This window comes from Flavobacterium sp., from assembly GCF_039916025.1.
Taxonomy (GTDB): domain Bacteria; phylum Bacteroidota; class Bacteroidia; order Flavobacteriales; family Flavobacteriaceae; genus Flavobacterium.
Genome location: NZ_JBDSMB010000158.1, coordinates 38,810 through 51,955, shown reverse-complemented (window position 1 = coordinate 51,955; position 13,146 = coordinate 38,810). Strand labels below are relative to the sequence as shown.

Annotated in this window: 12 protein-coding genes; 4 read left to right on the top strand and 8 right to left on the bottom strand. The window is 36.4% G+C overall.

Translation table 11 applies throughout. The features are described from left to right. The 6 genes from ABIQ27_RS12385 to ABIQ27_RS12360 form a co-directional block, all read right to left on the bottom strand. On the bottom strand, positions 1–1,135 hold a 1,135-nt coding region (locus ABIQ27_RS12385; RefSeq protein WP_348034211.1), incomplete at its 3' end, for a carboxypeptidase-like regulatory domain-containing protein. A gap of 58 nt (positions 1,136–1,193) precedes the next feature. Beyond that, the gene (locus ABIQ27_RS12380) at positions 1,194–1,547 is read right to left on the bottom strand and encodes a hypothetical protein (protein WP_348034210.1); all 354 of its coding nucleotides are present in this window, start codon (positions 1,545–1,547) and stop codon (positions 1,194–1,196) included. A 113-nt stretch (positions 1,548–1,660) separates the two neighbouring features. Further along, positions 1,661–2,650: an aspartate-semialdehyde dehydrogenase gene (locus ABIQ27_RS12375; protein ID WP_348034209.1), complete on the bottom strand. Its 990-nt coding sequence runs from the start codon at positions 2,648–2,650 to the stop codon at positions 1,661–1,663. Positions 2,651–2,835: 185 nt separating this feature from the next. Further along, a complete protein-coding gene (mscL, locus tag ABIQ27_RS12370) occupies positions 2,836–3,240 on the bottom strand; it encodes a large conductance mechanosensitive channel protein MscL (RefSeq protein WP_348034208.1) in 405 nt (134 codons plus the stop codon). A 61-nt stretch (positions 3,241–3,301) separates the two neighbouring features. Then, entirely contained in the window at positions 3,302–5,746 is a 2,445-nt protein-coding gene (locus tag ABIQ27_RS12365; RefSeq protein ID WP_348034207.1) for a bifunctional UDP-N-acetylmuramoyl-tripeptide:D-alanyl-D-alanine ligase/alanine racemase, read from the bottom strand. 9 nt (positions 5,747–5,755) lie between these two features. Continuing rightward, positions 5,756–6,376, bottom strand: coding sequence for a thymidine kinase (locus ABIQ27_RS12360; RefSeq protein ID WP_348034206.1), 621 nt, complete (start codon positions 6,374–6,376; stop codon positions 5,756–5,758). A 199-nt stretch (positions 6,377–6,575) separates the two neighbouring features. On the opposite strand from ABIQ27_RS12360, the gene ABIQ27_RS12355 reads away from it, so the two are divergent. Genes ABIQ27_RS12355 through ABIQ27_RS12345 form a run of 3 tightly spaced genes read left to right on the top strand, consistent with a single transcriptional unit; the run spans position 6,576 to position 9,320 of the window. Continuing rightward, the gene (locus tag ABIQ27_RS12355) at positions 6,576–7,451 is read left to right on the top strand and encodes a hypothetical protein (protein ID WP_348034205.1); all 876 of its coding nucleotides are present in this window, start codon (positions 6,576–6,578) and stop codon (positions 7,449–7,451) included. Further along, on the top strand, positions 7,452–8,129 hold the full coding sequence (gene rsmI / locus ABIQ27_RS12350; RefSeq protein ID WP_348034204.1) for a 16S rRNA (cytidine(1402)-2'-O)-methyltransferase: 678 nt from the start codon (positions 7,452–7,454) through the stop codon (positions 8,127–8,129). 6 nt (positions 8,130–8,135) lie between these two features. Further along, positions 8,136–9,320 (top strand): cytochrome c peroxidase, encoded by a 1,185-nt coding sequence (locus ABIQ27_RS12345; RefSeq protein ID WP_348034203.1) that lies wholly within the window; start codon positions 8,136–8,138, stop codon positions 9,318–9,320. Here ABIQ27_RS12345 and ade read toward each other — a convergent pair. Beyond that, positions 9,317–10,939: an adenine deaminase gene (gene ade / locus ABIQ27_RS12340; RefSeq protein WP_348034202.1), complete on the bottom strand. Its 1,623-nt coding sequence runs from the start codon at positions 10,937–10,939 to the stop codon at positions 9,317–9,319. The two genes, ABIQ27_RS12345 and ade, sit on opposite strands and share 4 nt — an antisense overlap. A gap of 152 nt (positions 10,940–11,091) precedes the next feature. Between ade and recJ the strand changes: the two genes are divergently transcribed. After that, positions 11,092–12,780: a single-stranded-DNA-specific exonuclease RecJ gene (recJ, locus tag ABIQ27_RS12335; protein WP_348034201.1), complete on the top strand. Its 1,689-nt coding sequence runs from the start codon at positions 11,092–11,094 to the stop codon at positions 12,778–12,780. Here the strand turns inward: recJ and ABIQ27_RS12330 are convergent. Continuing rightward, positions 12,772–13,131 (bottom strand): hypothetical protein, encoded by a 360-nt coding sequence (locus tag ABIQ27_RS12330; protein WP_348034200.1) that lies wholly within the window; start codon positions 13,129–13,131, stop codon positions 12,772–12,774. The genes recJ and ABIQ27_RS12330 overlap by 9 nt on opposite strands. Positions 13,132–13,146 lie beyond the last annotated feature (15 nt).

Below are 13,146 nucleotides of genomic sequence, written 5' to 3'. Positions count from 1 at the left end.
AAGCCACATTACTATCTTCAAATTCACTTCTGTCATTAAAAATATAACCTAAATCAGCATCAAGTTTTGAGTTCTTGAAATAGAAATTATTATGGAGACTCAAAATGTGATTGTCAACCGCTTGTTTAGGGTAAATAGTGGAATGGCTCGTGGATTGTTTACCTATTCCATCTTCCGGAATCCCTAAATCCAGCTTGTTAAAATTGTAACGAAGTACGCTTGAAAACTTCGAATTGTTATAACCAATTCCGGCTTTTAAATCACTTTCGTTATAACGTGTGTTGGTAACTCTGTCGCCGTCCGGAATTTGATAATCTGCATGCGTGTTAAAACTTCCGCGTGCTAAGAATTTCCAATTTTCTGTTGAAGTTTTTAAACCTAGCGAAGTACTGCTTCCCAAAGTGTTCGAAAAAAAACGCTGACTAAAATCGGCTTTAAATTCTTTAGGATTCGCAAATTTCTCCGGATTGAAATACAAAACACCACCCAAAGCATCTGAGCCGTACAGCAATGATGCCGGGCCTTTTATAACTTCAACACTTTCAACACCAGCATCATTCAAACCTAAACCGTGTTCTTCACCAAATTGTTGATTTTCCAATCGAACGCCTTGTGAATAAACCAAAACCCGATTACCGCTCAAGCCTCTAATGACAGGTTTTCCAATCGAAGTTCCGGTTGAAACTTGTGATACGCCGGGAATTGTTGCCAAACCTTCAACAAGCGTAGCGGCTCCTTTTTGTTGCAATGATTTTACGCTTTCGTGTTCGACTTTCATAACGTTTTGCGATTGCAATTTGTTGAAAGCCATAGAAACAATCACTTCATCCATGTGGATAATGTTATCTTCTAAAGTTATGTTTTGAGTAATCTCTTTTTCCGAAATAGAAATAGAATGTGTTTGAGTTGCATAACCAACACAAGAAAAAGAAATTTTAAAACTACCATTTGGCAAATTGCTTAAAGTGTATTTTCCATCAACATCAGAAATAGTTTCTTTATGGATTTCCGGAATGGAAACAATAGCATTGGGTAATGGTTTGTTGTTTTTGTCGGAAACAGTTCCAACGATTTTATTCTGCGCAGTCGCGACTAATGAAAACCCTATCAATAGAGCAATATATATTGATTTCATAAAATGATTTTATCGATAATAAATAATTGACCGAAGCTTTTTCGATCTGAAAATTCAGTTATGCAATAAAACTTGGTGGTGCCCGCAGAGCGAAAAGACTTCCTCTGAAAAACTGGGTTATTTCTTTGGAATAGTGAGGAGAATATTTGGTAACAACTTCAACTTTTTGAGAAGTAAAAGTCATTTTGGAAGGCGAAATAAAGTTGCTAAAAGTAAATTCACAAGTAAAACAATGATCAGATCCTTCGTGTGTGTGATTGATTTCGGTTTTGTGATGATGATAATTATGATAGCAGTGTTTTTCTGAAAATTGTTTTTCCAAATGCCCAATAGCATCAAACGACTGAAGCAGTATTGCCAGCAATACGACCAATCCCATTATTGAATTTACTATTAGAAACCTTTTTCTCATTAACTGCAAATGTAAGTATGCCCAAAGAAAAACCGTCTGGTTTTAACAAATTTTATGATTTGCAAAACCAGACGGATTCCTAATTTGTCATTCCCGTGAAAACGGGAATCCACCTATACCAATTTATTAGCTACTAAATATTCAGCAATCTGAACCGTATTTGTAGCCGCGCCTTTTCTCAAATTATCTGACACAATCCACATGTTCAATGAGTTTGGCTGGCTTTCGTCACGACGAATTCTGCCAACAAACACATCGTCTTTTCCTTGTGCATATAAAGGCATCGGATACGTGTAAGTGTCATTATTATCCTGAACGGTAACGCCATCAGTATGATGCAAAATGTTACGCACTTCATTCACATCAAAATCATTTGAAAACTCAACATTTACGGCTTCGCTATGACCACCAACAACAGGAATTCTTATAGCTGTTGCTGTAACTGCGATAGATTTGTCGCCAATAATTTTTTGAGTTTCACGTACCAATTTCATTTCTTCTTTGGTATAACCGTTATCTTCAAAACTATCACATTGCGGAATCGCATTGCGGTGAATTTGGTATTTATACGCCATATCACCTTTTATTCCAGCATATTCATTTTCCAATTGCTGTACTGCTTTTACACCAGTTCCAGTGATAGATTGATAAGTAGAAACAATTACACGTTTGATGTTGTATTTTTTATGCAATGGTGCTAAAACCATCACCATTTGAATGGTTGAACAGTTAGGATTAGCAATGATTTTATCTTCTTTTGTTAATTCAGATGCGTTAATTTCAGGAACGACCAATTTTTTAGTTGGATCCATTCTCCATGCGGAAGAATTATCAATAACTGTTGTGCCGGCTTCAGCAAATTTTGGAGCCCATTCTAAAGAAGTTTCTCCACCAGCAGAAAACAAAGCAATATCCGCTTTCATATCAACTGCTGTTTGTAAACCAACTACTTTATATTTCTTACCCTTAAATTCGATTTCCTTACCTACTGATCTCTCAGAAGCAACAGGAATTAATTCCGTTACCGGAAAATTTCTTTCAGCTAAAACTTTAAGCATTACTTCGCCAACCATACCGGTTGCGCCTACAACAGCAACTTTCATATTTTTATTTGTTATAAATTTTGAAGTACAAAAGTAATCAGAAAACAGCTTCTGCTTTCGTTTTTGATATAAAAATTACCGAATTCTGAAAGCCGTTATTACAAAAAAGAAAAACCGCCTCAATTAAGAAGCGGTTTAGTACTAAAACGAGTTCAGCATAAATTAGAATATATAATGTAACGGTATTATTTTTTCTTCAACAAATCTCTAATTTCTGTAAGCAATTCTTCCTGAGTTGGTCCTGCTGGAGCTGGAGCTTCTACTGGTTTTTTAGTTTTATTGTATGCTTTTATAATCATAAACATTACAAAACCAATTACGACTAAACTGATTAAAGAATTAATCCAGGCACCATATCTAACAGCATTTTCTGGAGTTATTACAACGCCAGCGGCATCTTTAACTTCTGGGGATAAAACATATTTAAGTGCTGAAAAATCCACTCCACCAGTTAACATTCCCACTAAAGGCATTGCGATATCGGCAACAAACCCGTTTACTACGGCACCAACGGCACCAGCCATAATTACGGCAACTGCGAATTCAATCACGTTACCCGTCATAATGAAACTCTTAAATTCTTTAAACATAATTACTTTGATTTATTGGTTAATAGAAAACTAAGTTAACTAAAATTTTATCCGCTTTAAATTATTCTCTGAAAAAAACTCTTTTAACACGTTGTGAAATGCTGGTCAAAATTTCATAAGGAATAGTGTTTAATTGCTTGGCCATAAAATTTACAGTTGGGTTTTCACCAAAAATGATTACCGTATTTCCTTCCTTGCAATCAATGTCTGTGACGTCAACCATAAGCATGTCCATACAAACGCTCCCGACAATTTTGGCTTGCTTATTATTAATGACAACATAGCCAACTCCATTTCCCCAACTTCGGCGAATGCCATCGGCGTAACCAATAGGAATGGTCGCAATTTTTGTTTCTTTTTCTGCGATAAATCTTCGGCCATAACCTACGCTTTCGTTTGCATCAATGGTTCTGATTTGAGAAATCACCGATTTTAAAGTGCCGACATTTTCGAGTTCTTTTTGCTCTTCAGAATCATTGGAAACGCCATACAAACCAATGCCTAAACGAACCATGTCGTATTGCGCTTCAGGATAATTCGTGATACCAGAAGTGTTTAAAATATGACGGATTGGTTTTATATTTAATTCAGTTTGCAGCTGTGAAGATAATTTTTCAAATAAGGCAATTTGTGATTTCGAAAAAACATGCTGTTTTAAATCGTCGCTCGTCGCCATATGCGATAAGACACTTTTGATTTGAACCGTTTCGTTACCACGAAGAATTTGGATTAAATCTTCAAGGTTTTTTTCTTCAAAGCCCAAGCGATGCATTCCCGTATCTATTTTGATATGAATTGGAAACTGTTTTAATTTGTTTTGTTCGGCAATTTTCAGAAAAGCCTTTAACCCTTTTATCGAATAAATTTCAGGTTCTAACTGATGTTGAATGATAGCGGCGAAACTGGTCGTTTCCGGATTTAAAACCATAATCGGAACTGTTATTCCCGCATTTTTCAATGAAATTCCTTCATCGGCGAAAGCCACACCAAGATAATCGACTTTGTGATGTTCTAGTAATTGCGCAATTTCAAAACCACCATTTCCATAGCCAAACGCTTTGACCATCACCATCATTTTGGTTTTTGGCTTTAACTTCGATTTGAAAAAACTCAGGTTATGACCGATAGCATTTAGGTTGATTTCCAAAACAGTTTCGTGTGTCTTTTCTTCGAGCATCGACACAATTTTCTCAAAATTAAAATCTCGTGCACCTTTGATTAATATGGTTTCGTTTTCAAAATTCAGATTGTCAAAAGCATACGTGAATTCGGATACATTTTTAAATGTAGTAGAGTTGATGAATTTATTTTTGAATTGTGAAATGGTTTCTCCAATGCCAATCACACGGGTAATTTTATTGGAAATAATCAACTGCGAAACCTGAGAATATAACTCTTCATTACTCAAACCGCTCTGAAAAATATCCGAAAGAATAAGGGTTTTCTTTTTGTGCTGTTTTTGATTTTCCAAAAAGTCTAAAGCAATTTTCAGCGATTGAAAATCAGAACTGTAACTGTCATCTATAAGCGTGCAATTGTTGATTCCGGTTTTGACTTTCAGGCGCATTTCCACAGGATACAAATGTGCTATTCTTGTTTGAATGACTTTTTGGTTGTAACCAAAATACAACATCACCATCATACAGTGAATCGCATTTTCTACGGAAGCCTGATCCTGAAACGGAATAATAATCGGGAAAGTGTCTTCTCTATAAGTAACTTGTAATTCGGTCAGTTCGCCAATATTTTTTTTGGTGATAAAAACATCAGCACTTTTATCGTCAGAACACCAGCTAAAGATTTTTATTTTTGGATTAACAAAAGCAATAATGGTTTTGTTTTTATTCAAAATCAACACATTAACTGAAACAAAAAGCTTTAGCTTTTCTTTGATTTTTTCGGCAACACTCGAAAACCCTTCGTCATGTGCCGAACCAATATTGGATAATATGCCAATCGTTGGCTGAATGATTTTTTGCAGTTTTTCCATTTCCAGCATCATGGAAATCCCGGCTTCAAATATTCCTAAATTGTGTTTTTCGTTGATACCCAAAATAGAAAGCGGAACACCAACTTGTGAATTGTAGCTTTTTGGACTTCGGATAATGTTATAATCCGGGCTTAAAAGAAAATTCAGCCATTCTTTTATGATGGTTTTTCCGTTGCTTCCCGTAATTCCAATAACTGGAAAGTCAAACAGGCTGCGATAAAATGCTGCAAATTTTTGTAAAGCATCAAGTGTATTATCGACAATTAAAAAGTCAGCTCTTCCGGCAACGTTTTCAGGAATTTTGGTTACCACAAAATGTTGAACACCTTTCTGAATAAGCTCTTCTATATATAAATGTCCGTCATGATTTGGGCCTGAAATGGCAAAGAACAAAGTGTTTTCGTCATTTTGCAGCGAACGGCTGTCAATGGAAATGTAATCAATAATATCGGTGTCATTTTGTCCAACCCAATGGGCTTTGATGATTGGAACAATATTTCGGATGGTTAGTATCAAGAGCAGGATTTATTTTTCGTCTGATAAATGTTCAGGATCTTTTACAATCATATTCTGGCGCATCGCATTATAATATGCCGCCCGGCTTAATGGTTCATATTCTTCTGTTTCGCCAAGCATAACCAATTTATCATTGTCATTTTTTCTGAAACTGTAATGTGCTAAATTTCCGGTACGTGTACAAACTGCATGGACTTTGGTTACATATTCTGCGGTTGCCATAAGTGCCGGCATTGGTCCGAAAGGATTTCCTTTAAAATCCATATCCAATCCAGCCACAATTACACGTATTCCAGAATTGGCTAAGTCATTGCAAACAGCCACAATTTCGTCATCAAAAAACTGAGCCTCATCAATACCGACTACATCGCAGCCTTGCGCCAAAATTCTAATATTGGCTGCAGCAGGAACTGGTGTTGAGCGAATTTCGTTTTTGTTGTGAGAAACAACCATTTCTTCATCATATCGCGTATCGATAGAAGGCTTGAAAATTTCCACTTTTTGTTTGGCAAATTGGGCTCTTTTCAACCGCCGGATGAGTTCTTCAGTTTTACCCGAAAACATCGAACCGCAGATGACTTCAATCCAACCAAATTGTTCTTTATGATTTACTGTATTTTCGAGAAACATTTTGTATTTTTCTTGCGCTAAAAATGAATAGTTTTTATTACTTTGTCACGATAATAAACCGACTCAAAATTTTATTATTTTTATGTCGTTTCAAATGTAGAAAATTTTAATCAAAGGTTACTTCTTCCCTAAGCAAAATAAAATCACCGGAAGAAATTTATTAAAAAAGACGAGCGTATTCCATATAATTTCAAAACTTATGAAAAAAAGATTAGAAGCCGAATTAATCAGCATTGCACACCGAATTTTAAAGCTAAAAAACAAATCGGATGTTGATCAATTGTATAAAGAAACTCAAAAATTATACGAAACATTGTCTGTTTTAAAGTTTTATCAGGACAATTTTGAATCGGTAAAGTCAGATGTGTCACAAGAAGTTTTAGAAGAAAAATTGGAGCAATCCAATGAAGTGGAAGCAGTTTCGGAAACTGTAGCTGAAGTTGTGAAACCAATTATTGAGGTTGAACCAGAAGTCGAAGCTGAACCAGAAGTTGAGGAAGAACCAGAAGAAGAAGTAGTTGTTGTTTCGCAAGAGCCGGAAGAAACTGTTGAAGCAGAATTAGAAGAAGAACCAACTCAGGAGGAAGAGGAAGTTGTTGCCGAAGAGAAACCTTCTTTTATGTTTGAATTAGAAGCAGAAGAAATTCCGGCTGAAGTTGCTTTTGAAGTACAACCTGAAGAGAAACTCGAAGATCATATTGGAATGTATGCTGATCCTGTTTTTGTTAAACCAGATGATGTATCTTTATTTCCATCAGAAGTTCCGGCTGAAACAAGAGAAGAAGTTAAAGCTGCAATTATTCCAACCGAAGTTCCAAAAACAACTGCTATAAACGAATCAACTTCAAAATCAATCGCGATTGGGTTGAACGACCGAATTGGCTTTGTGCAGCATCTTTTTAACGATAGTAATGAAGATTTTAATCGTGTGATTTCTCAATTGAACACTTTTGATACGTTTGAAGAAGCCAAAAATTTCATCAACGAAATGGTGATTCCTGATTATAACTATTGGGTTGGCGAAGAAGATTATATCGAACGATTCATGAATATCGTTGAGAAAAAATTCCAGTAAATGTCCAAACTTTACATAGTTCCAACGCCAATAGGCAATCTTGAAGACATGACTTTCAGGGCGATTCGCGTTTTGAAAGAAGTTGATTTGATTTTGGCAGAAGACACACGAACTAGCGGCAAACTCCTAAAACATTTTGAAATTTCTACACACATGCACAGCCATCATATGCACAACGAACACAAAACCGTTGAGAATTTGATTAAGCGTTTGCAGGCTGGCGAAAATATTGCACTGATTTCTGACGCTGGAACTCCGGCCATTTCTGACCCAGGTTTTTTATTGACACGGGCTTGTGTTGAAAATAATATTGAAGTCGATTGTTTACCGGGTGCGACAGCTTTTGTACCAGCTTTGGTGAATAGCGGTTTGCCCAATGATAGATTTGTTTTTGAAGGTTTTTTACCCGAAAAGAAAGGAAGACAAACCCGATATTTGGCTTTAGCCGAAGAAAACAGAACGATGATTTTCTATGTTTCACCACATAAATTGACAAAAACGTTGGCCGAATTTGTCCAGTATTTTGGTGCTGAGAGATCAGTTTCTGTATCACGGGAATTATCCAAACTACACGAAGAAACCATACGCGGAACTGCTGAAGAAGTTTTAAAACACTTCGAAATAAAACCGCCAAAAGGTGAAATTGTCGCTGTTGTTGGAGGGAAATCTTTAAAATAAAAGATTATGAAAAAAGCGTATCTGTTGAGCATCATTTTCATTTGCTGCATCTCTTGTGCAGATGACGCTAATTATGTGCCGGTACCACAAGCGGCCGCAGTGATAGATCTTCCCGATACGCCTTATAATTATGTTAATTTAAATCTTCCGCAGCATTTTTTTACAAATGATGGGAGTGATATTCCAAGTTCCATCAACGGAATTGACAACAATCCAACTGATAATCCCGTTACTGATGCCGGAGCTACATTGGGAAGAGTGCTTTTTTATGATATTAAACTAAGTCAAAATAACACAATTGCATGCGGTTCCTGCCACCGACAAAATTTAGCTTTTACCGATTCGCCTGTTCACAGTTTAGGGTTTTTGCAGGTTCCAACACGAAGACATTCTATTTCCTTGGTTAACCAACGCTATTATTTCAGAGGGCACTTTTTTTGGGATGAAAGAGCAAATACTCTGGAAGACCAAGTGCTTATGCCAATGCTTGATGTCAATGAAATGGGTTTGACAGCTAATGAAATTACGCAAAGAGTTTCGGCTAGGCCTTTTTATGGACCTTTATTTCAGGCGGCTTTTGGAACGGGAACAATTTCCAATGAAAGAATTGCAGATGCTTTGTCGCAGTTTATCAGAAGTATTGTCAGCAGCCAAAGTAAATACGATACCGGAAGAGCGCAAGTCGCCAATAGACAAACAGCGTTTCCGAATTTTACTGCAGAAGAAAATCAAGGAAAAAATCTTTTTATGAAACCGGTAAACCAAGGCGGAGCTGGTTGTTTTCAGTGTCATGCTACTGAAGCTTTTGTAAGTGTTAATTCGGGGCCAAAAAACAACGGATTGGACTTGACATCGACAATAGATTTTGGAGCTTTTGAAACATTTCCGACGAATATTGATTTTAAAGGAGCATTCAAAATCCCGACTTTAAAAAACATAGCTTTAACTGCGCCTTATATGCACGACGGTCGTTTTTCTACTTTGCAGCAAGTAATTGAGCACTATAACAGCGGCGTTAAAAATCATCCGAATTTGTCACCGCAATTAAAAGATAGTAGTGGAAATCCACAACAACTCAATTTGACAGAAGCTCAAAAAGCAGCATTATTAGCTTTTCTGAGAACGCTTACAGACGAAAATATATTGAACAATATAAAATGGAGCGATCCGTATATCAACCAGCATCTTTAGTTTACTTCCAAATCCACAAAAGAAAACGAATTTCCGCTGAATAAGCCTTTATCAGATAATTTTAAATCGGGAATTACCAATAACGCCATAAACGAAAGTGTCATAAACGGCGCTTTCAATTTGCTTCCTAATTGTTTTGACATTGCATCGATTTCCTGATATAATTTTCCGGTTTCCCAGCCGTCTTTGTCACTCATGATTCCGGCAACAGGAAGCGCTAACGATTTAGTTTCATTACCATTCACAGCGCAAACGCCGCCTTGATTTTCTATCAGAATATTGACAGCTTTGCAGATTTCTTCATCAGAAGTTCCTACGACAACAATATTATGGCAATCGTGCGCGACAGAACTAGCAATCGCGCCTTTTTTCAAACCAAAGTTTTTTATAAAAGCAATTGCTGGTGGAGCATTTTCATAACGATTGACAACCGCCATTTTGAGGATGTCATTTTCAACATCAGAAACTATTTTTCCGTTTACTATTTTTGGTTTGTGATGAATTTCATTCGTAATCAATTGCCCTTCCAAAGCTTCGATGACTCTGATTTTTGAAGCAGAACTTCCTATTTCAAACTCGACAATTTCCTTTTTGGAAGTATTGAAATTATTTGGTTTATCAAACTCGACATGTTTTACAAATGATTTCCCATTTTCGGCAACGAGTTCACCATCAATGTAGGTTTGCAACACTTTAAAATTAGTTAAATCTTCCACCACAATAAAATCGGCAACATCGTTTTTTTGCAATAATCCAATGTTCATACTGTAATGTTTCACCGGATTGATGCATGCCATCTGCAATATTTTGAACAAGTCAAAACCTTTGGCAACAGCGCGGGCACAAAGCAAATTGATATGTCCAACAATCAAATCATCAGGATGTTTATCATCGGAACAAAACATCATATTTTCAAAATTATCAGGTAATAAATCGATTAAAGCTTCGAAATTTTTCGCCGCACTTCCTTCACGGATAAGGACTTTCATTCCCAGTGATAATTTTTCTGCACCTTCATCAAAAGTGAAACATTCGTGGTCGGTTGAAATTCCGGCAGCAATGTATTTTTCAATTGGTGCACCACGCAATCCCGGCGCATGACCGTCAACAGGTTTGTTGAAATGTTTTGCCCAGGCTATCTTTTTCAAAACTTCTTCATCATCAAACAAAACGCCAGGGTAATTCATCATTTCAGACAAATAATAAATATCAGGCGAAGCCATTAATTCCTTGATTTGTTCCGAGTCAATTACAGCTCCAGCCGTTTCAAAAAATGTTGCAGGAACGCATGATGGCGCTCCAAAATGAAACTTCAACGGCACTTTTTTACCGTTTTCAATCATATAATGAACACCGTCTTTTCCTAGTACATTTGCAATTTCGTGCGGGTCAGAAATCGTCCCAACGGTTCCATGAAGCACAGCTAATTTTGCAAATTCAGAAGGCACTAACATTGAACTTTCAATATGGATATGTGAATCGACAAAACCCGGAAGAATATAGTTTTTGATCATGTGTTCTTTTGGTGTGATAGAAGTTATTTTTCCGTTTTCAACCGTGATTTCTCCTGAATATATGTTGCGATTTTGAATGTCGACAATCTGACCTTGAATTTGCATTTTGTAATGATTTAATAGTTCAAAAGTAATAAATATTAATTTGGGTTTGCTTAATAAATTATACACAAAAACTACCTTAATCTTTAAAGCCTTTCATGTATTTTTGTTTGAAATAACTTCGTACTTCTAATTTTGTAAATCGTACTTATTACATGCGCTGGACACTCAAACCAAAACCCGATTCCCAAAGAGTAAAAGATTTGGCTTCCCAATTAAAAGTGGATGAGCTAATCGCAACGCTTTTGGTACAACGCGGCATTGAAACCTTTGAGCAGGCGCGTGAATTTTTTCGTCCGAGTTTGGATGATTTGCACAATCCGTATCTGATGAAAGATATGGACAAGGCAGTTTCCCGAATTGAAAAAGCGATTACCAACGGCGAAAATATTATGGTCTTTGGCGATTATGATGTCGATGGAACTACTGCTGTTTCTCTGGTTTCATCTTATCTGAAAAGCTATTATCCTAATATTGCGACTTATATTCCGGATCGCTATGACGAAGGTTACGGAATATCCTATAAAGGAATTGACTTTGCCGATGATAACGGAATTTCATTGATTATTGCATTGGATTGCGGAATAAAATCTATTGAGTATATTGCTTATGCAAATGAAAGAAATATCGATTTTATCATCTGTGACCATCATCGGCCAGGTAATGAATTGCCCAGTGCGGTTGCGGTTCTCGACCCGAAACGCGAAGATTGTTCGTATCCCTATGATGAATTGTGTGGTTGTGGCGTTGGCTTCAAATTAATTCAGGCTTTAGGCCAAAACAGAAATCAAACTATTGATGATTTATTGATTTATCTCGATTTGGTTGCCACGGCAATTGCAGCTGATATTGTTCCGATGACAGGTGAGAACAGGATTTTGGCCAAATTTGGATTAGAAGTTATTAATACAAATCCGCGACCCGGAATTAAAGCATTGGTACAAAACGTAAAGAAAAAAGTGTTGACGATTACTGATGTCGTTTTCATTATCGCGCCGCGAATAAACGCTGCAGGGAGAATAAAACACGGCAACGCTGCGGTTTCTTTATTGACCGAATACGATTTGGACCAAGCCGAACAATTTGCTTCTGAAATAGAAAAATATAACTCTGACAGAAAGGATTTAGACAAACAAATTACGATTGAAGCTTTAGATCAAATAGAAATTAATGAGGAAACAGATAGGTTTACTACCGTCGTTTATCATGAAAACTGGCATAAAGGTGTTATTGGAATTGTGGCTTCGCGATTGATTGAAACTTATTATCGCCCCACAATCGTCTTTACCAAAAGTGGCGACAAACTTGCAGCTTCGGCGCGTTCTGTAAAAGATTTTGATATTTATAATGCGTTGGAAGCAAGTTCCGAACATCTGGAACAATTTGGCGGACACATGTATGCTGCAGGAATGACTTTGAAAGAGGAAAATTATCAGAATTTTAAAAATGCTTTTGAAAAAGTAGTTTCGGAAACCATTCACCCCGATTTATTAACTCCGGAAATTTCCATCGATGCCGAAATTGACTTGACAGATATCAATGAAAGATTGGTGCGATTGCTAAACCAGTTTGAGCCTTTTGGACCACAGAATATGACACCGACATTTATAACCAAAAACCTAAAAGATTCGGGTTATGCCAAGCAATTAGGAAAAGATGAAGAACATTTAAAACTATTTGTAAAGCAAAATAACTCGGATGGTTTTGGTGCGATTGGTTTTGGATTGGGCAATAAATTAGAGTTGGTAAAAAATAAAAATCCTTTCGATGCAGTTTATTGCATAGATGAAAACGAATTTAATGGAAATGTGAAAGTACAGTTAAGGTTGAAGGATTTAAGATAGATTTTTAGAGTTGTCTTTGTAATCGGTTATCAGCCATGTAAGGAAAACGGCAATTGAAAATGACCAATAAAAGTATTTTGCTAAATCTCCTTCTAAATTCCCAAGAAAGAATGCTAGGCCAAACAAAGCTAAAGAGACAATTAATTCAATTATGCCGTGAATTTTAAACGGAATAATTTTAAAAAATCCCAATTCGAATTGCGTACATATCGTCAATAATAAATGAATTACTCCAAGGACATAAGTAAATTTTGAAGTTATATCCGGTAAAGCAAAAAATGTTGGTGAAATGAATAAAAATAAAACAACACCGTAATCTACAGCTCCGTGAATTCTTGAATTGAGTCTCATATCATTTAATTTAAA

Bases quoted from the DNA above. Each gene is read 5' to 3' on its own strand.
- ABIQ27_RS12380 (WP_348034210.1), bottom strand. From the start codon at position 1,547: ATGAGAAAAAGGTTTCTAATAGTAAATTCAATAATGGGATTGGTCGTA.
- ABIQ27_RS12375 (WP_348034209.1), bottom strand. From the start codon at position 2,650: ATGAAAGTTGCTGTTGTAGGCGCAACCGGTATGGTTGGCGAAGTAATG.
- mscL (WP_348034208.1), bottom strand. From the start codon at position 3,240: ATGTTTAAAGAATTTAAGAGTTTCATTATGACGGGTAACGTGATTGAA.
- ABIQ27_RS12360 (WP_348034206.1), bottom strand. From the start codon at position 6,376: ATGTTTCTCGAAAATACAGTAAATCATAAAGAACAATTTGGTTGGATT.
- ABIQ27_RS12355 (WP_348034205.1), top strand. From the start codon at position 6,576: ATGAAAAAAAGATTAGAAGCCGAATTAATCAGCATTGCACACCGAATT.
- rsmI (WP_348034204.1), top strand. From the start codon at position 7,452: ATGTCCAAACTTTACATAGTTCCAACGCCAATAGGCAATCTTGAAGAC.
- ABIQ27_RS12345 (WP_348034203.1), top strand. From the start codon at position 8,136: ATGAAAAAAGCGTATCTGTTGAGCATCATTTTCATTTGCTGCATCTCT.
- ade (WP_348034202.1), bottom strand. From the start codon at position 10,939: ATGCAAATTCAAGGTCAGATTGTCGACATTCAAAATCGCAACATATAT.
- recJ (WP_348034201.1), top strand. From the start codon at position 11,092: ATGCGCTGGACACTCAAACCAAAACCCGATTCCCAAAGAGTAAAAGAT.
- ABIQ27_RS12330 (WP_348034200.1), bottom strand. From the start codon at position 13,131: ATGAGACTCAATTCAAGAATTCACGGAGCTGTAGATTACGGTGTTGTT.